Source organism: Desulfomonile tiedjei (assembly GCA_016212925.1).
Taxonomy (GTDB): domain Bacteria; phylum Desulfobacterota; class Desulfomonilia; order Desulfomonilales; family Desulfomonilaceae; genus JACRDF01.
Genome location: JACRDF010000046.1, coordinates 24,765 through 40,727, shown reverse-complemented (window position 1 = coordinate 40,727; position 15,963 = coordinate 24,765). Strand labels below are relative to the sequence as shown.

Annotated in this window: 17 protein-coding genes and 1 pseudogene; all 18 read right to left on the bottom strand. The window is 56.4% G+C overall.

Annotation, left to right across the window (positions count from 1 at the left end):
* Positions 1–123 precede the first annotated feature (123 nt).
* The 18 genes and pseudogenes from HY913_18965 to HY913_18880 all read right to left on the bottom strand — a co-directional run bounded on the left by HY913_18965 (position 124) and on the right by HY913_18880 (position 15,619).
* Positions 124–465: a hypothetical protein gene (locus tag HY913_18965; GenBank protein MBI4965365.1), complete on the bottom strand. Its 342-nt coding sequence runs from the start codon at positions 463–465 to the stop codon at positions 124–126.
* Between the two features lie 33 nt (positions 466–498).
* On the bottom strand, positions 499–696 hold the full coding sequence (locus HY913_18960; GenBank protein ID MBI4965364.1) for a hypothetical protein: 198 nt from the start codon (positions 694–696) through the stop codon (positions 499–501).
* A gap of 353 nt (positions 697–1,049) precedes the next feature.
* Positions 1,050–1,433, bottom strand: coding sequence for a hypothetical protein (locus HY913_18955; protein ID MBI4965363.1), 384 nt, complete (start codon positions 1,431–1,433; stop codon positions 1,050–1,052).
* Positions 1,430–1,660: a hypothetical protein gene (locus HY913_18950; protein ID MBI4965362.1), complete on the bottom strand. Its 231-nt coding sequence runs from the start codon at positions 1,658–1,660 to the stop codon at positions 1,430–1,432. Before HY913_18950 ends, HY913_18955 begins: the two co-directional genes overlap by 4 nt.
* 707 nt (positions 1,661–2,367) lie before the next feature.
* The gene (locus HY913_18945; GenBank protein ID MBI4965361.1) at positions 2,368–3,234 is read right to left on the bottom strand and encodes a hypothetical protein; all 867 of its coding nucleotides are present in this window, start codon (positions 3,232–3,234) and stop codon (positions 2,368–2,370) included.
* Positions 3,235–3,805: 571 nt separating this feature from the next.
* Positions 3,806–4,042 (bottom strand): hypothetical protein, encoded by a 237-nt coding sequence (locus tag HY913_18940; protein ID MBI4965360.1) that lies wholly within the window; start codon positions 4,040–4,042, stop codon positions 3,806–3,808.
* 138 nt (positions 4,043–4,180) lie between these two features.
* The gene (locus tag HY913_18935; GenBank protein MBI4965359.1) at positions 4,181–5,875 is read right to left on the bottom strand and encodes a hypothetical protein; all 1,695 of its coding nucleotides are present in this window, start codon (positions 5,873–5,875) and stop codon (positions 4,181–4,183) included.
* Between the two features lie 697 nt (positions 5,876–6,572).
* Entirely contained in the window at positions 6,573–6,959 is a 387-nt protein-coding gene (locus tag HY913_18930) for a hypothetical protein (GenBank protein ID MBI4965358.1), read from the bottom strand.
* 12 nt (positions 6,960–6,971) lie between these two features.
* A pseudogene (locus tag HY913_18925) lies at positions 6,972–7,097 on the bottom strand (mAFB alternative).
* Positions 7,098–7,103: 6 nt separating this feature from the next.
* Complete coding sequence (locus tag HY913_18920; protein ID MBI4965357.1) at positions 7,104–7,508, bottom strand: hypothetical protein; 405 nt, start codon at positions 7,506–7,508, stop codon at positions 7,104–7,106.
* Positions 7,509–7,515: 7 nt separating this feature from the next.
* Positions 7,516–8,166 (bottom strand): hypothetical protein, encoded by a 651-nt coding sequence (locus HY913_18915; GenBank protein MBI4965356.1) that lies wholly within the window; start codon positions 8,164–8,166, stop codon positions 7,516–7,518.
* A 278-nt stretch (positions 8,167–8,444) separates the two neighbouring features.
* Complete coding sequence (locus HY913_18910; protein MBI4965355.1) at positions 8,445–12,014, bottom strand: hypothetical protein; 3,570 nt, start codon at positions 12,012–12,014, stop codon at positions 8,445–8,447.
* Between the two features lie 365 nt (positions 12,015–12,379).
* Positions 12,380–13,528, bottom strand: a complete 1,149-nt coding sequence (locus HY913_18905; protein MBI4965354.1) for a hypothetical protein — start codon at positions 13,526–13,528, stop codon at positions 12,380–12,382.
* 130 nt (positions 13,529–13,658) lie between these two features.
* Positions 13,659–14,090 (bottom strand): hypothetical protein, encoded by a 432-nt coding sequence (locus tag HY913_18900; GenBank protein ID MBI4965353.1) that lies wholly within the window; start codon positions 14,088–14,090, stop codon positions 13,659–13,661.
* 14 nt (positions 14,091–14,104) lie between these two features.
* Complete coding sequence (locus HY913_18895; GenBank protein MBI4965352.1) at positions 14,105–14,302, bottom strand: hypothetical protein; 198 nt, start codon at positions 14,300–14,302, stop codon at positions 14,105–14,107.
* Positions 14,303–14,548: 246 nt separating this feature from the next.
* Complete coding sequence (locus HY913_18890) at positions 14,549–15,061, bottom strand: C40 family peptidase (GenBank protein MBI4965351.1); 513 nt, start codon at positions 15,059–15,061, stop codon at positions 14,549–14,551.
* A complete protein-coding gene (locus tag HY913_18885) occupies positions 14,988–15,296 on the bottom strand; it encodes a hypothetical protein (GenBank protein MBI4965350.1) in 309 nt (102 codons plus the stop codon). Before HY913_18885 ends, HY913_18890 begins: the two co-directional genes overlap by 74 nt.
* Positions 15,296–15,619, bottom strand: coding sequence for a hypothetical protein (locus tag HY913_18880; protein MBI4965349.1), 324 nt, complete (start codon positions 15,617–15,619; stop codon positions 15,296–15,298). Before HY913_18880 ends, HY913_18885 begins: the two co-directional genes overlap by 1 nt.
* Positions 15,620–15,963: the final 344 nt, after the last annotated feature.

Sequence of the window (15,963 nt, the reverse complement as noted above, 5' to 3'; positions counted from 1 at the left end):
GGCGGGCACGGCCCGCCCTACGATAGGGCGACACGCTCCTGTAGGGCGGGCCGTGCCCGCCGATGGGCCTGCTTACGGGGGCCGAAGGAACGAGGGGGAGAGAGGTCACGAGACAGAAATACGTTATCCGGCCTTGCCCTCGTCGTCTTCAAAAGAGCCCAAGCTTAGGCCGTGCATGTAGAACTCGAGGACTTCCGGATTGTGAACCAGGAAGTTGTGGACGAACAGCGACATCCATCTCGCCTGCGATTCGTCAATATTGCCGAAAATCTCCTGCTGCGCGACATGAATCGCCTCGTGCCAGAGCGTGCTGAGACTCAGGGCCATATCCACCGATTGATCCAGATATATGACTCCGTCCCGGTAAGCTGCCAGGCCAAGCACTCCTTCTGAAACGTGAATCGGGCAAAGGTCCTGAACGTCGTACGTCCGGCCGAATATCATTACCTCTTTGGGAAGTTGCATGAATCTGCCTCCAGTCAATGTGATAGTTTGTTGCTATTGTCCGATGGGTTCTTCCCATTCGCCCCAGTAGAAGGGTTCCATCTCCTGGTACCTTTCCGACCATTGATGCCACTGCCCTTGAGCACACCAGTACCCGGCCGGTTCATCCACTTGAATGGGCTGGGGCTGCAACCGGCACGATGTGCCGTCAAACTTTACGCACTTTGTGCAAATCATTTCGGAACGCTTCATGGAATTTCCTTTCATGGTGATAGGGGTTTGGGGAAGCGGAAGAAACTGTTTACAAAGGGATTACACACTTTGCTTAGCCCTTTCTGATGCCTGACCAGTTGAAGCAGATAGGGCGAGCGAGGTGAGACCGGATCTCGTAGGGGCAGGCCTCGCGCCTGTCCTGATCTGCCCAGCAGACCCAACCAAGGGCGGACGCGGGGGTCCGCCCCTACACAAATCGGGGTTTTGCGTTGGGTGGCCTCACAATTCTTCGCAACCACTTCCGAACAAAATGGAGAAATGAAAGATGGGCTGAGCTAAGCGAATAATCTCCTTCCGAAAGGTCCTCCCCGCAATTCTTTCCTTCCCCTCTCCTATGCGGTTACCAGCGATCTGTGCCACGGGGCCTCGCGGAGCATTTCCTCAGGATTGATGAGCCTATTCATTTCGCGACCTTGATGCTGCCGGATCTGCATTTGGAGCGGTCTCTTGGTCAAGGCACGGAGTTCCCGGGCAGCCTGAGCTTCTTCATCCGAGAGAAAATTCGTGCAAGGCTCGGGGAAAACACACCTCAGGTATTCGGCATTGACCCTCTGAGACGGTGTACGGTCGCCGTTAAAATGCAGCACATACCGGGCGGCCCTCGATTGGTAGGAATGGCAGGCGTCGACGGTTATCCGGCACCCCCATCTGCAATCAACGAGGTTGCCGGCATTGAGTTCGGTCCAATGTTCCACCGTGGTGACCGGTTCTGTCATCGGACCGCCTCCTTTGCCGCGGACCTTTGTTCGTGCCAGTCGTAAGGGATGTCCAGGTGCAACCGGAGCTTGCGCATAGGGGCCAGCAGACCGAACTCCATGGACTCGAAGAGCCTGCGAGCTACCGGATCGTCCAATGAATCGACGTGTAGGCGGACCAGTGAAAGCTGTTCGTGGATTTTGTCAAAGGCTTGAGAAACGAACCTGCGGGGATCGACCGTCTGCATGGCATCCTCCTTTGTGCCGGGTATCCGGGGTTTTGGGTGTGGCTTTTTGTCCTGGGTCCGGAAGGTGGATCGGCCTGTAGTAACCAATAAAGTTAACAAGATGATGGCAGGAGCGATCCTGAACCACGGGTCTGGTTGGCTTTGCCCGTGGTTCCGTTCCAGGGCCAAAGGGAAACATATGTTCTCGTTTCCCCAATGGGACCATAATTAACCTGGCTTGTCAACTCAAAAATGAAAAGTAAAACGAAAGTGGGGTCAGCGCTGCTCCGGTGAGGATTTCCCGCCTGCTGACCCGGTGCAAGGTCCTTATTCCAATTCCCCTTGAAGCCAGTTGCCATCGCGACAGGGTGAAGCCCGACGCAATTTCATCAGGAACGGCGGGCACGGCCCGCCCTACGATAGGGCGACACGCTCCTGTAGGGCGGGCCGTGCCCGCCGGTGGGCCTGCTTAGGGGGGCCGAAGGAACGAGAGCGATAGAGGGCCTTTGTTGGAGCCACGTTACAGTTCCATCTCTCCTTGAGAGAGGGCCGGGTGAGGAGGGGTCGTACTATGATTCCATCTCTTTTATGACTTTTGGGGCAGTCTCAATAGGACTAGGAGCGGCGGGCACGGCCCGCCCTACGATAGGACGACACGCTCCTGCAGGGCGGGCCGTGCCCGCCGGTGGGCTACAAGAATTGGCTCGGCCGGAACTGCCGCCACGACCTTAGGAAGTAGCCTTAAAATCGCTTCGGGCGCTGCCCTTGCTGCTTCTGCCTCCGGATTTGGCCTCCCCGGGTTTACTGTAGCCCATCTGAACGCCAAGCCGGTCCATCCAGAGGTCGTCCAGAGCGGTCCAGCCCACAGCGTCGACTCCAACCCGAGAGGCCTCTCCCAATCTGGTCGCAAGCGCTTGCCACTTGATTTCCTGGTCTGTCCGGTCATTGATGGCCCGATTGCGATCCTGCTGTTCCCAGTAGTTCCGCAGTCGCTGCTCTTCCATTTGCCGTCTCGTTTGTTCCAACTGCAACTCTCTCGTCGGCTCAGAACGCTTCCAATCCACGTCGCCTCGCCAGTCCTGATGCATGGTGTCACCGAGGCGATTCCGCCAATCAGCCTGGCTGGTGAGGAACCGGTGCTGCAATCCCAACCAACTCTGCAAATCACGAATGCTGTCCTGGTACTGGCTGTAACTGGCTTCTTTTTGGGACTTGTTGTAGTTCATGGCCTCTCGAAATCGATCCGCATACCCCGCAGCCAGGGTCTTCATTGCCGACTGATGGAGCGCGGAATCGAGCGACGGGCCTCCTACCACGTTCAGGCCCCCGCGTTTGATCCCCGCGCCGGCTGCGCGTGCGACGTAATCGTCGAGGGTTTTTCGTTGCCCGCCCATGATATGAGACATGTATTCTTCGACTTCGGGATCGTCGAGCTTCGCTACGTTGGTTGACCATGAAGCGGAGGAGCCTCCGCTTGCCGCGGAGGACCGGCTGGAGACTAGTTTTGCTATGGATTTTGCCGCGTCCGCGAACGGATTGCTTCCGTACGCCTTTTGGTAATTGAATTCCCCGTAGTAATCGTTTTGTGGGATCATAAGAGTTTCCTCCTGGTGGATGATGTGTTTGGCCCAATTTGGGGCGATTGCCTTCATCGGGTCAGAGTATATGGGGACAAACGTAATAGCGCGTGGGATGCCGGCGATCCCGCGGTTCGCCCGAACCGCATCCTACGGGCTGTATTTCCGGCACCGAGGCCGATTGCCACAGGGCACCCGCAAGGGGTGCCCCTACCGATCGGCATTCGCCACGATTCCGCGGGGTGGCCCGGACGCCACTGCGTCCGGGTTCCGGAGGAACAGGAGGGGCTGTTTAAGGGCACCGCTCTGTCCAACAGCCTCGAAAGATTTTTCGCGGGTTAGAAGTCACCTCTTGTCGCTACGCGACCCGCTGGTGGGACCGGCATCTTGCCGGTCATCCCGATAGACAGGCTGGAAGCCCTGTCCCACCACACGTCCGGGCCACCCGACCCTGGGAGGTAGAACAGGGGCAGGAATCGTAGGGCCGGCGTCCCTGCCGGCCAAAATGTGCACCGGCACGGAGGCCGGCGCCTACAAGGTCCCGGCTTTCGCCGGGACGACGGATGCCAAATGGCCCTCCCTGGATATTTCATCTCAATTCCATTTCGCCGCATTCGGGGTTTTCGCATTTCCATACCGTTCTGTACCCGCATGCGTAGTCCTCGCTTGTAGGACAAAGGGTCTTCCAGACCGACCATTGGCTTCCGCATTCCGGGCATTTCGCGGTCACGACGGGAATCCCGTTCATTCGCTCAACCACCGCCGCCAGGTATTGAAGAAAGCCGATGTAGTTGTCCAAAGGCAGTCCCGCACTCTGTTCGCTCATTCATTTACTCCGCTATAGTTCTCCGGGCTTGAGGCGGCTCTGCGCCCGGCGAGAATGGAGGGGGAGACGCATCTCCCCCTCCATACCTCCCCCATCGTAATTCCAACACGTTACACTTATCTCAGTGAACGCTTACCTTTACTCTGCCGGGCAGCAGGGATTCCCCGCGCCGCTGAATATCCAGTCTCCATTGCTCATCGGTATGTTGCAGCATTTGCTTCCGCTGACGACGGCTATCGTGGATTCAAAGGCCGTCCCTTCCATGCCGTTGTCTGAATACCAGCAGCACGACGGGCCGCCGGACATGTTCCCGCAACCGCCCTGGCCGCTGAGGTTGGCAGCACCGGCCCCGCTGATCCCGGACACACATTCGCCAAGGGTGTAATAGTAGTCGCCGAAAGGATTGGAAAAGCCGCCATGCTGCCCCGCGCAGTACAGGTCTGCCCTGGCGACGCGGTAGTAATAGCCTGTGGGTGGGATACTCCTGAAAAAGCTCTCGCACTTGTACACACGACCTACCACGTCACTGTATGCCCCTGGGCCGAGACTGCGAGCCACTTGATACGAGGCGCTGTACGACCCTCCGCAGCCGTTGGTGAAGCCAATCAGCAGTGCCCCGTTGCCGCAGCAGCCCGAGCAATGATGGGTCCCGCTAAACGTCAAAGGCCCGCCCAAAGACAGGGTCATGTGACCGTTGTACCTGTTGAGAGTGCCGCCTGAATTGGTCAGACAGGATCGGCTGAACGTCATGCCCGCGTCTGCGGCATAAGAGCAAGCTTCGCTTCCGCTGAAAACGTAGCCGCTGGACTCGTACAAGGTAGTTCCTGACGCGGGAGATATCTGGCTGCTCGTGATTCGGCCCGCGATGGCCTGCTCGTTCCGGTCTCCACCGCCGCAGCCGTCAGTGCCGCTCCACTCAATAAAAGCCCCGCAACACATGGACTTGGAAGCGCTGCCGATTTCACCGTTGACCGCTCGGGACACAGATCTGCTTGACTGAGACCCCGAGTATTTGGTTGAGCCGGACCAGGGCAGTGAACCTCCCCCATTGATCCCGGAAAAACTCCCTTTGATTTGTCCACCGCTGCATCCTTCACCGTACGCGGAGCCGTGAAGATCAATCGTGTTCGACCAATCGTTCGTCGCTATTGGGTGGCTCAAGGTCATCAGAGGAGGTGGAAAAGACCCGTTTTCGCCGCAACAATCGCACCCGCATCCTCCCGGGTAATTCAGGCCCGCGTTGAGAGAGAACCTAAGGGTGTAACCGCCACAGAACTCTTCCGTCAGAGTTCTCGATCCGGAGCAGTTGCCGTACCAACCGTGGATAAGGTCCGGGTCGGGCACATAGTCCATGATCAGGATGTCGCCGGCTTCGAGGCCGAGGGACCTAAACGTCCCATACCGTCCTTTGAAGCTGCCGCCCCCTTGAAGGCTCGCGAAGTCCGTGCACATCGTCGGGCAGAGGATCTTGATGCGGCGGACTTTGGCGCCTTGTTGAGCACAGATCGCTGAGGCGCTTTCCACAGAGACTTCCAGGACCGTGCAGCCGGTGGCCTGGACACTGGATTTACAGTCTTTCGGGTTCATGGGCTTGAAGGATTCAACGTATTGAGGTTTGTTCTCGAAATTCCTTACCGGTTCGTTGCAGCAGCTCGTGTTGGCAGCATCGAAATGTGTGCGTTCCACCATGTTTTCGAACTGAAACAGGTACCCTCGCTGCGAATGGCGACATTGGTATTCCGGAAGCTTGTACGGCCTGGTCCCGGCCTTCTGGGCTTCCGGGAATGAGAGCCCCTGGTAGATGTGGTAAGCGGTGTACCGACCGGAAGTCATTTGATAGGTCCTTTGTGTTGATGATGAAACAGGAGATCATTCACCGCAGAGATCGCGGAGAGCGCGGAGAGTAGTCGTGCACGCACGCGTGCACAACTACCTCTCGTCTGGGCTGCCAGCGGTCCACTTCTTCAAATGACCGTAACAGGCGAAGAAATACCAAGGGGTTTGCCCTCGCCCCCACGCTCTCTCGGAGGGAGAGGGGGATTACCGGCGAGACGCCGGCGCTACTGTACGGCGCGACCCTTGTGGGCGCCCGTGAAGAGGGCAGGCACAAGACCTGCCCCTACAAATCGCCCTCGCCATTGCGGAAAATGGAAAGGGTGATGGCATCGTTCGAGGGATTAAACCCTCTACTCTGGCGGGAGAGGGTGAGGGTGAGGGGGATTTTCCCTCGTTCCCAGGCTGGAGCCTGGGAACGCGTACCGGGAGGCTCTGCCTCCCCTAAGACGCTCTGAGGGACATATCCGAGAATGTCCGGGCTGGAGCCTGGGAACGAGAGTGAAAGCATGGTTCGTGTGATTTACGAAAGCGGTGCGGCTCACCTCTTTCACCGCATCCCACGCACGGGAAAGGGCGTTTTTCCCGTCATTACTGAGCAAGCAGGAAACCAGAGTCTGGACCCCGGATCAAGTCCGGGGTGACGGTCTCATTCCACCAGATCCGTTGGTTACCGCATCCTACGTGCTACGTGCGGCTACATCAGTTTCATTTGATGATAAATCGGTACGATTTCGGCCAATATCTGATCAACCTCGCTGCGTTGTGCTCCCATCCTGGTTGAAAAGTCGATTGCGTCTATTTCTTTGCATACCTCTTCAAAAGCGCCGATGATGGCTCGCAAATCGCGGCGGGAAAAATTCATTTCTACATCTTGGTTACCCGATTTCTTCATTTTCCTGTAGATCGGGATGATTTCGTCCAGTATCCCCTCAGTCTCAATTTTGTCCGATCCCATCTTTATCTGGAAGTCGACTACGCGTAAGCCATTGCACACCTCGTTTAAAGCTTGACCCATGGCTCTCAACTCATTTCGTGACAAAACGAGCAGAACGTGATCAGCATCAAATCCAGTGAGCTTCATAATCACCTCCTGTCATTCGAGATTCTTATCATAATACCGCTTGCCGGCGTCAGGCCTAAACGCAGTCCCTCCATCGGGATGCCCGGGGTCGCGTATGACAACGGTTCCTGTTTTCTTGTCCCAGTAAGCGCCGCGGCCTCCGAATTAGTCTTCCCTCAGAGTTTCGTCCTCATAACAGCTCAAGGTTAACGGAATTCCGAGAGATGCCACGGAGTTCAAGAATTCTGGACTCATCTCCAGGTTGCATTGCCCTCCATAAGCCACAACAATGTCGATTTGAATATCGGTTGCCCCTGCTTTCCTGAAGTGGTGCAGGTTTTTAGCAACAAAGCTAATAATTTCAGGGTCAATAAGTTTCCCTCTTTCTCCACCCTCTCGCAGAATGAGTTTAGCGCTTCCGTAAGGAAGTGGCTGCCCGCGGAACCGACCGAAAGTAGCTATTTCGCCCGGTTCGCTTTTTTCGTCAAATGGCATTCCGGAGTTTCGTTCTGCTTTTGCAGGCGAGAATTCCTCGCCCCACAAACTGCAATGAGCGTAAATATTGAGCATTCTCTTCTCACTTACCATACTTTTTTAGGGGAACATCTGTGTTGATCTCTCTACCTGTTTCTTTGTTACGGAGAACGATATTACCCTTGGGGTCGACTCCGATGTCAACGTTTTTCGGTCGCCCTATTGCCTTCAATTCGGATGGGTGATCTTTCTTAATTTGCTCCTTAATTCGCATGTGAAAATCGTCTCTGGTTGTTCCCAGCCTCTTCGCTATCTCATCCGCAGAGGGGTACTTTGCCTGTATGGGGCTGATAACTGCGGGACCTAGGCCGGTCAAATAGTCTCGCAGCGCACGTAGCGCATCCTCCCAGTTGTCTCGTGCCCAGCCGTATGCGCTCCCGAATGATCCCTTTTCCGTTTTTTCGTCTTCACTATCGGGGTATTCGCCTTCCCCGAGGAACGCGAGCTTCTCGGCCGCGGTTTTCGGGGCAGCCTCGGTTCCATATCGGGACTTTACGTCTCGGAACACGTCTGTCCAAAAATCATCCTTCGCCTGCTTGAGCAGCTTGTCCATCCACACGTCAACATACTCCGGCGAAGGTCTGCCGGCCTCGTCATCATCGTCGTACGGATTACGCCTTTGTCCCTCGCGGGTCGAGCTGAACTCCGGGTGTGTCGCAAACCACCAGCGTCGTTGCTGCTCGGTTTCTATCAAGGTCCCTTCCTTTCGTTCACGAGGGGAATATGAAAGACTCCCCTGTTCCCAGGCTCCAGCCGGGAACGAGAGCAGAGATCACAGAGATCGCGGATGGGTACCACTAGTGGCGATGTCAGTGACTTGTGGGGCAGGCTTTCCAGCCTGCCTGGTCAAAATGTCAACTATGGCAGGCTGGAAAGCCTGCCCCACAAGAAAAGAGTCTGTCCTCGTTCCCAGGCCGGCCCCTACCATTCACAAAAAGGGCCTCCCCCGCAATTCTTCTCATTTCCCATCTTTCAAGAGGCGCCCCATTCTCTGATCAGGCTGACGCCGAGTTGCAGGCCGAACACGTCGGTAACATCGGAGAACTCGAACCGAAACTTGAAGAACCTGCCTTGAGTGTTCACGTTCTCTTCTTCCAGGCCAAAGAGCTGGTTTGGGAGACCCTCCAGGCTGCTCAAACAGATGCCGGCGACGGGATTGGATGCATCGGTCTTGCCGTCGGCCCAAATCTTGACCGTAATGCTTTCACCGGCCACGGTCCGACCGTAGAGCTGCAACCTTCGGACGATTTTGTACCATTGCGGGGAGCCGAAATGGAGCCATCCGGTTTCAGCCCAAGCCGTGATCGGGACACCCAGGTCCGTGGCGTCGTTCGGCCCGAAGAGCCGGAGGACCCTGCCCGAATAGTCACCGCCGTATAAACCGAGCTGTCCCAGCTTACCGGGAGCGTTTTCGTTGTAATGGTAAGCCGTTGTCAGAGAGGCCAGGCTGATGGTAAACGGCGGCAGCCACGTCCTGAGGGTAAGATCGTATATGATCAGCCGGTTGTTGGTCTCCTGGCCGAATCCCGTGGTGATCATCGGCACGGCCCAGATAACCCAGTTTCGCTCAGGCCAATAAACCCCGCAGGCCTCGTGCAGATGCGCGAGATCAAGCCGCGGGAGACTGTTGGTGTCATCCCACCAGGAGACCTCTTCGCTGATTTTGTAGACCTTTATTCCGGCAAAGTACCAGGCCCCTGTGCGGTTTATGTAGTAAAGGCCCATGAGGTTCTTGTCGTCGGCCTCGGTGAGCGGAGCCTTGACCACGACCTGGTTGTTAAGGGGCGCTTGTCCCGCTGCTTCGGCCCTTTCAAAAGAAAAAGTCTCGGGGCTGTATCCGTTGAACAAGTACCAATCTTCGGTCTTTGCTATGAAACCCTGGTTGAAGACGGTATGCGCGGCAACAATTGCATCTTGTCCCCCGATCCTTTGGCTTGCCGAGTCAATGCCGGCAAAACCGTATTCCTCGTATGCGCGGGAGATGTCGGCCTGGTCTGAGGCGTCCGGCCTGTTGAGCAGAACCATTCTGTCTCGCACGGTCAAAGCGAATTTGTGCTTTTTGAGCGGTTCAAGGACCGGCCAGATGCTCGCCTCACTGATGTAGGTCTTGGGAGTCAGTGAGGCTGATACGACAAGTTTCACCCAGTAACCATGCGGATATTCCGGCCCTATGGGCCTGCATTGCCGCCAGGCCGCGGGAGTGGTCCAAGAGAGGCGCCCCTTGACTCCCAAAGTCGTTCCGGCGGGCTTCTGGGTCCTGTCCGCGAATCCCGGCAGGCTTATCCATGCAAGTCCGTTCCAGTAATAGCCTGATACGATCGAGGCAACCTCATTGTGGTAGTCGTTGTGGGGTGTAAGATCCACACCGTTGAACGGCGTCAGATAGCCCACAAAAAGAGCGTCGCCCGAACCCATGCCGACGGGAGACTCCAGTTGTCCGTCGTTCAATCTCGCAAAGGACGGATAAGTGCTGTCACTAACCTCTACGGTGAAATCTTTGGCCGAATTCTCGGAATTGTCCCAGTAAATGAACCCGAGCGGCGTATCGGGCTGACCTTCGCCGATGACTTGCAGGTTTTGGCAGGGAGCTTGAAACAGTATTCTCCTCACCAGGGTCCCTGGGCCGGTTCCGCTGGGCCACGCGAAGGAAAACCAATATCCCGGCACATTGTTGACCACGTGGTAGTCCGCGGAAAAGACCCCTCCTTGGTGTATGACGGTTCCGTCAGTCAGGAGGCCGCTGGTGTGGTCCAGCCACCCACCGCCCGCGGCCCATTCGCCTGAATACCCCTGGACAGTCATTCCGCCGAGTCGATTATTAGGCGATTGCATTTCGAAATGGAAGCCGCTGACGCCCGACATATCCGTGCAGACCAGGAGCTGCCCGCCGGAACCGGACAGAGATGAAAGATCGCCGAATGTGTCCGGGTCTTTGTCGCAAACCTGATTTGTGATGTCGTGCCACGAAGAGCCGCCGTCGTAAGTGATTAGAGCCGCTTTTGGAACGGCCCAGTCCGATCCGGAAGGGTCCATGCAACCGGCAAAAACCAGTGGAGGCCTGTTAAGCCCATCGGTAATAACGGCCCGATCGTTGAGAACGGCCACGGAGCAGGGTCCCGCGTTAGACCCCAGGTTGTACAGTTCCTGAAAGGAAGGCGGACTGCCGGAGACAGGCAGTCGCTCGGCGGAGCCATGCAGGCTGTTGAGATTTTCGTGTTCAATCTGAGCTAAAAGGTAGCTGGACTGGTTTGTGGGAAAGCGGACCTGTGCCAGCGCTGTAAAACGGCCGGCCGGCTCGGGGAGGTCCCCCTGGTTGGTGTAAGAGCATGGGCCGCCATAACCGAAGCCCCACAGTTCGTTGGTCCCTACTCCGCCCAGGAAGATCACCCCCCGGCAAAGCTCATCGTAAACCGCTGAATGGTTGAACAAAGGATTGTTCGAAATACCCTCTCCGGACAAGGTTGTCTCGGAAAAGCTGTCCTCTGCGACGTTGTAGGTCCATATCTTGTCCTCTCCAGGGCCTCCTGCATTTGGCATGTGCCTATTTAGACCCCCGTTAATTATCATCGAGTGTAGAGCGTCAAAGTACACAGCCACATGATGATATACACGCTCGGGATGCGGCTCGGTTCCTCCATCCGGGCTTCTGATCCGGGTCCAGGCGTTTTCGAGGATGTCGTATTTCCACAGGTCCGCGACAACGGCTTCGTCTCCGAGGACAAACATCGGATCATACAAATGCCCCCCGAAGACGAGCATCGTGCGCCGGTCCGAATCGTACACCGCGGTGTGGCCGAATCGAGCCTCGGGCCACGGTCCGCCGGACGACAGCAACGTGCCCTCGTTGTTCTCAACGTCGTACTTCCAGAGATCATGGAAGAGCGAATCGTCGCCGGCCATCCCGCCGAACACGTACATGCACCTTCCGACCGGGTCGAAAATGGCCGAATGTCTCTGCCGGGGAGCCGCGACCGTGCCACTGGGAGAGACGGCTTCCCAGGTATTCGTGGCAACGTCGTATTTCCATAGATCGTTGAGCGTTGAGGAGCCGTCATATCCGCCGAAAACCCACATGGTCCTGTTCATTCGATCATAAACCGCGGAGTGATAGGCCCTGGGCGGTGGACCTTCGGAAGGGGGCCAACAAGGCCAGACGATCTCCCAAGTGTCTGTCGCTATGTCGTATATGCGAAGATCGTCCGAAGGCTCCCCGCCGACAAGGCCTCCGAAGACGAGCATGGCATGGACGTTAGGTTCGTAAACAGCGGAGTGGCCGTAAACCGGGTAGTCCGCCCCGGTGGGATCCGTTGCCAGGCTGGCCACCGGTCCGGGAGTGCCTGGCCCTGACGTACGCAGCGGGCTCACGAGCGCTGCGCTGCATCCACGTCTCGTTTTCATGCCACCATCTACCAGATCGACGTTCTCGCCGGACATAAGGGCGTTTTCGGGATACATGAGAGGATTCTGGCGCTTATCTCGCACGCCGCCTGTCCAATCGAACAGGTTGACGGTCCGGTACGGCTCCTGATTCGTGGAACGCATTTCAACACCTTTCTCGCCCTGAAAACGGGGAATTGCGGGGAGAACCTTTTTTGTAAATGGATTATGGCCTTAGCTCAGCCAATCCTTCAGAATCCGATCATGTGTTCAGGAATTGGAGAACACGGAGGTCTCCGCGTAGGGCAGATCGCCAAACAACCGTAGGGGCAGGCCTCGTGCCTGCCCTGAACTGCACCGCCGGGCCAACCAAGGGCGACCACGAGGGTCCGCCCCTACAAGTTCCGGTCTTGCCTCGCGCTCCTTGCCCCCTGCAAATTGCCGCCTGACTAAAGGAACTGCGCAAGGCATACAATCCATTCGCAAAAAGTTTCCCCCGGAAATTCTCCCTTTGCAAGCCGACTTTAGTATCAGCGGTATGGTCGCAAGGCCAATTTAGGCGGGTCCTTTTCGCCCAGCAGCCTTTGCTTGGCTTGCTCGTAGAGCCCCGAGTATTCCTGGAACTTGACTTCAGCTCCGGGCGCGTGCCGATCACGCAGGAAGGCTTGTTTGAGCACAAAGTAAACAAAGAGCATGTCGTTCGCGGCCGGCAGAGGAGGGGTGGGATTCTCCTCGGAACAGGTCAGATCGGCCGGCAAATAGGAATGATAGGCGCAAAAACCTGACGCCAGATTCGTTGCCGGAGGAGGCCACACATACATGGAATCGTTCTGCACCGCGTAGTATTCCGGCACGCCCGTAGCATTGGACCCGGTCTTTAGTTCTTCGTATTCCTCGAAGCTCCCCAGCGGCATCATCGGAGCGGTTTGGCCGCTGAAATGAACCTGGTGCACATCCTGGTAGCCCGCGATGGCTTCCAAGAGATCGACCCGGTTTTCGCCGGCCTCGGCAGGCATCCAGGTTTCTCGACGCCAGTAATTGTGCTGCCCGATATCCTGTAAGCAGCGATTGATGGACCGAAGAATAAAATTGTCAGGGAGAAAACCGCCTGTAGCCTCGTTGAATAAGTCGCGCACCGTGTCAAATATTTTCCCCACTCTGCCGGCACAATCAGAATCGGCTGAATCATCCACCCGAGCAACCAATGACACGTCAAAGACCTTTATGGCCGCGGGATCTTCCTGCGCAGACGCATTGACCCTCCGAAGAATGAAGCAAAGCACGTCCCCGGGGCTGATCACATGATCTTGGACCTGACCTTGCTTTGCCGAACCTGTCACCGGCAGAGTCCGGGTGGTGAGCCGATCCGCTGTTGAAGCGTCCTGACATTCAAGCGAGAACGTTTCCGTCACAGCGGCCTCATCCGTGACGTTCACCTCGGGACGCATAAGCAGGGTCTTCACCTGCCATTTGTGCCGCAACGACAGGGAAGGGGAAGATTCCTGAATGCGCAGATAAAAGTCATTGCCTGCGCGATAGGTTTCAGGGACTACAATGGAGAACCGGGCCTCGTCCCCGACTTCCCATTCGGTGAAGCCGGCGAGAGAAACCGCATCATACCCGTTGGATGGAACCGCGCCGGAGGACGGGATCAATGTCTCGATGGAGATAACAGCCATAATTGCCTCTTCTGAAAATCGTGAGCGTTACCCTAGATGGTTATCGTTTACCGGGAGAGCTGCCGTAAGGCTTTGGTGGGATGGGCATCTTGCCCGTCATTCTGCGACAGGCAAGATGCCTGTCCCACCCTCACGGCCCGTAGAGCCAGATCACATTCGATGGCAACTCCGGGTCATCGTCCACGTGAATGAAGTCCTTGCCGATCCCGATCCTATTGAACATGGGCAGAGCGGCAGTGAGGAAAGCAAATCTGAAGGCCGCGTCCGGGCAGCGGACATCCACGGCGTGACTGACATTGTCCTTGGGAACATGCGAAGAACGGGTCTTGCCGCCGAATTTCCTATTAAACCTTTCACATCGCGTTCCCGACAAGATCGTGATTGGCTTTCCGATGAATTCCCGGATCTTGTCGAGCTTGGACACCACGTTCATGGAAATAACAGAGGGATGATCACAGAACCCCTCGCATTTGCAGGTGAATTCCTTTGGCGTGAAATATTTTATCTCGTCCCAGGGGTTTGCAGGCCTTGATTTTTCAGGCTTGCCTTTGGGATGTCCCATTGTTTGACCTCCATTTATTGGGGTTCGGTCTGCAGCACAATCTCTTCCTTGGTGATCAGCCTCAAGGCAACGTTCACCACGGCCAGCAGCACAGTGGCGATCTCCGCCCATCGGCCGGAGTCGAACCCGATTGCTATTACGATGGAACCTACAAAAGCGATCAGGTTGGTCCAAATTGTCTTCGAGGTCCACCAGACTTTTGTGTTTGTCATTTTCAACTCCTTTATTGGTTCACCGGCCTTGAGGCGGCTCTACGCCCGGTGAGGATGGAGGGGGATAAATGGCTAGCGGAGCTGCCGAGAGGCCGCATGAGGATTTTTGCCAGTCTCACCACCGGCTTCTTCGTTAGGCCACGAGGTGTTCCAGACTTTCGGCGACACTACGGCTGCTCTGCAGCCGCCCCTCCAAGCCTCCCCCATCGTTATTTCAAGCGCCTTCGCTTCTCCCGGTGAACGTTTTCAATCTCCTATAGTCAGTCTGCGAACCTTTGACAGGTTCTCCAGCAGTTTTCCATTCAGAGGTTCCAGCACAACGCCCTTTGACATTCCCGCGTGAGTGACTGCTCGCCGGCCTCGGTTGTCATTGAGGAAGGCTCCCACGTGCCCGTTTTTCCTTGCCGGGCGGAAGGTCCAGAAGGGCAGATCGCATTCCCGGGCGTCTTTCAGGTCTATCTCTTTGGAAGTCCACCCTCCCAAGCCATCGGCCATCCGGTCCGATGTGGTTCGGGTAATGCCAGGGATACCGGCCCACTTTGCCGCGAGGAACAGGTAGCCGGAACAGTCCAGCCCCTGCTCGAGGTCACTCGATCCTCCCCACGTGTACTTGGGATGCTTTGCGATTATGAATTGTAGTTGGCCCTTCAGGGAACGCTTGTACGGGTCGGCAAGTCCCCAAGCGTCAGGTCCAGCAAAGGATAGCGCCGATAACCAGCACAACAGCAGCCATGATATAGCTACAAGCTTTCGGATCATTGCCAATGGCCTCCATCCAGTCGCCCGGCGTGACAAAATCGACCGCAACCATTAGGCCCGTAAGGACCGGCACGGCGATCAGCACTGCTGTCATGCGAATCAGGACGTACCGCAGGAGGCTGTATGGATCGTCGCCCATTATCAGCGGCGAGCTGAAACTGATGAATAAAAGGGTCACCAGCCCGATGGCCGATGCTGATGAGAGAATCGCCACTTTGATCATTTCCCGTTTCATTATCCCCTTCCTATGAAATAGCCGACAAAGGCGCCTACGGCTGACAGAGCCGTTCCCATAGCAATGACCATCTGCCAGGTCAGGTTTTCCGACTGTATGCTCTCCTTTCGGTGTGCTTCGGCCCCGTTCTTTGCGGCCTGTTTGTGTTCTACGTGTCTCAACCTGTGGTAAACCTTGTCCATTTCAATGTTGCACCGATTGACACACGCGGAGTGCATTTCTTTCAGTTCGCTCATATTCTTCTGGATGTTGGCCAGAATCGTGTTGATATGATTGAACCTCTCTTCAAGCCATTTCTGTTGTGCCTCGTAGGATTCCCACATGATGCTGACCACCTTGAGACCTTGTACCTGTCGGTAGGAAAACCTTGCTTGTTTCAATCCGGCAACCGGCGGGCGAGGACAATGGATTGTGTGTCCCGCCAACGCGGGACTGGTACGGCGCGGTTCGTGAACCGCCCGAAATCAGGGCGCTTCTCTGAGATTGTCTCAAAATCCATGGCATGGGTGGAATCGTAGGACGAATGGCCCTCACCCTGTCCCCAAAGGGCGAGGGATAGAGGAACTGTAGCGCCGGCATCTTGCCGGTGATTGGTCCCTCTCCCCGCGGGAAGGACATAGGGGAATACCGGCGGGACGCCGGCGCTACGGGGAATCCCCTCTCCCTT

Excerpts from the sequence above, each read along its gene's own strand:
- HY913_18965 (MBI4965365.1), bottom strand. The coding sequence starts at position 465 with ATGCAACTTCCCAAAGAGGTAATGATATTCGGCCGGACGTACGACGTT.
- HY913_18960 (MBI4965364.1), bottom strand. The coding sequence starts at position 696 with ATGAAGCGTTCCGAAATGATTTGCACAAAGTGCGTAAAGTTTGACGGC.
- HY913_18955 (MBI4965363.1), bottom strand. The coding sequence starts at position 1,433 with ATGACAGAACCGGTCACCACGGTGGAACATTGGACCGAACTCAATGCC.
- HY913_18950 (MBI4965362.1), bottom strand. The coding sequence starts at position 1,660 with ATGCAGACGGTCGATCCCCGCAGGTTCGTTTCTCAAGCCTTTGACAAA.
- HY913_18945 (MBI4965361.1), bottom strand. The coding sequence starts at position 3,234 with ATGATCCCACAAAACGATTACTACGGGGAATTCAATTACCAAAAGGCG.
- HY913_18940 (MBI4965360.1), bottom strand. The coding sequence starts at position 4,042 with ATGAGCGAACAGAGTGCGGGACTGCCTTTGGACAACTACATCGGCTTT.
- HY913_18935 (MBI4965359.1), bottom strand. The coding sequence starts at position 5,875 with ATGACTTCCGGTCGGTACACCGCTTACCACATCTACCAGGGGCTCTCA.
- HY913_18930 (MBI4965358.1), bottom strand. The coding sequence starts at position 6,959 with ATGAAGCTCACTGGATTTGATGCTGATCACGTTCTGCTCGTTTTGTCA.
- HY913_18920 (MBI4965357.1), bottom strand. The coding sequence starts at position 7,508 with ATGCTCAATATTTACGCTCATTGCAGTTTGTGGGGCGAGGAATTCTCG.
- HY913_18910 (MBI4965355.1), bottom strand. The coding sequence starts at position 12,014 with ATGCGTTCCACGAATCAGGAGCCGTACCGGACCGTCAACCTGTTCGAT.
- HY913_18905 (MBI4965354.1), bottom strand. The coding sequence starts at position 13,528 with ATGGCTGTTATCTCCATCGAGACATTGATCCCGTCCTCCGGCGCGGTT.
- HY913_18900 (MBI4965353.1), bottom strand. The coding sequence starts at position 14,090 with ATGGGACATCCCAAAGGCAAGCCTGAAAAATCAAGGCCTGCAAACCCC.
- HY913_18895 (MBI4965352.1), bottom strand. The coding sequence starts at position 14,302 with ATGACAAACACAAAAGTCTGGTGGACCTCGAAGACAATTTGGACCAAC.
- HY913_18890 (MBI4965351.1), bottom strand. The coding sequence starts at position 15,061 with ATGATCCGAAAGCTTGTAGCTATATCATGGCTGCTGTTGTGCTGGTTA.
- HY913_18885 (MBI4965350.1), bottom strand. The coding sequence starts at position 15,296 with ATGAAACGGGAAATGATCAAAGTGGCGATTCTCTCATCAGCATCGGCC.
- HY913_18880 (MBI4965349.1), bottom strand. The coding sequence starts at position 15,619 with ATGTGGGAATCCTACGAGGCACAACAGAAATGGCTTGAAGAGAGGTTC.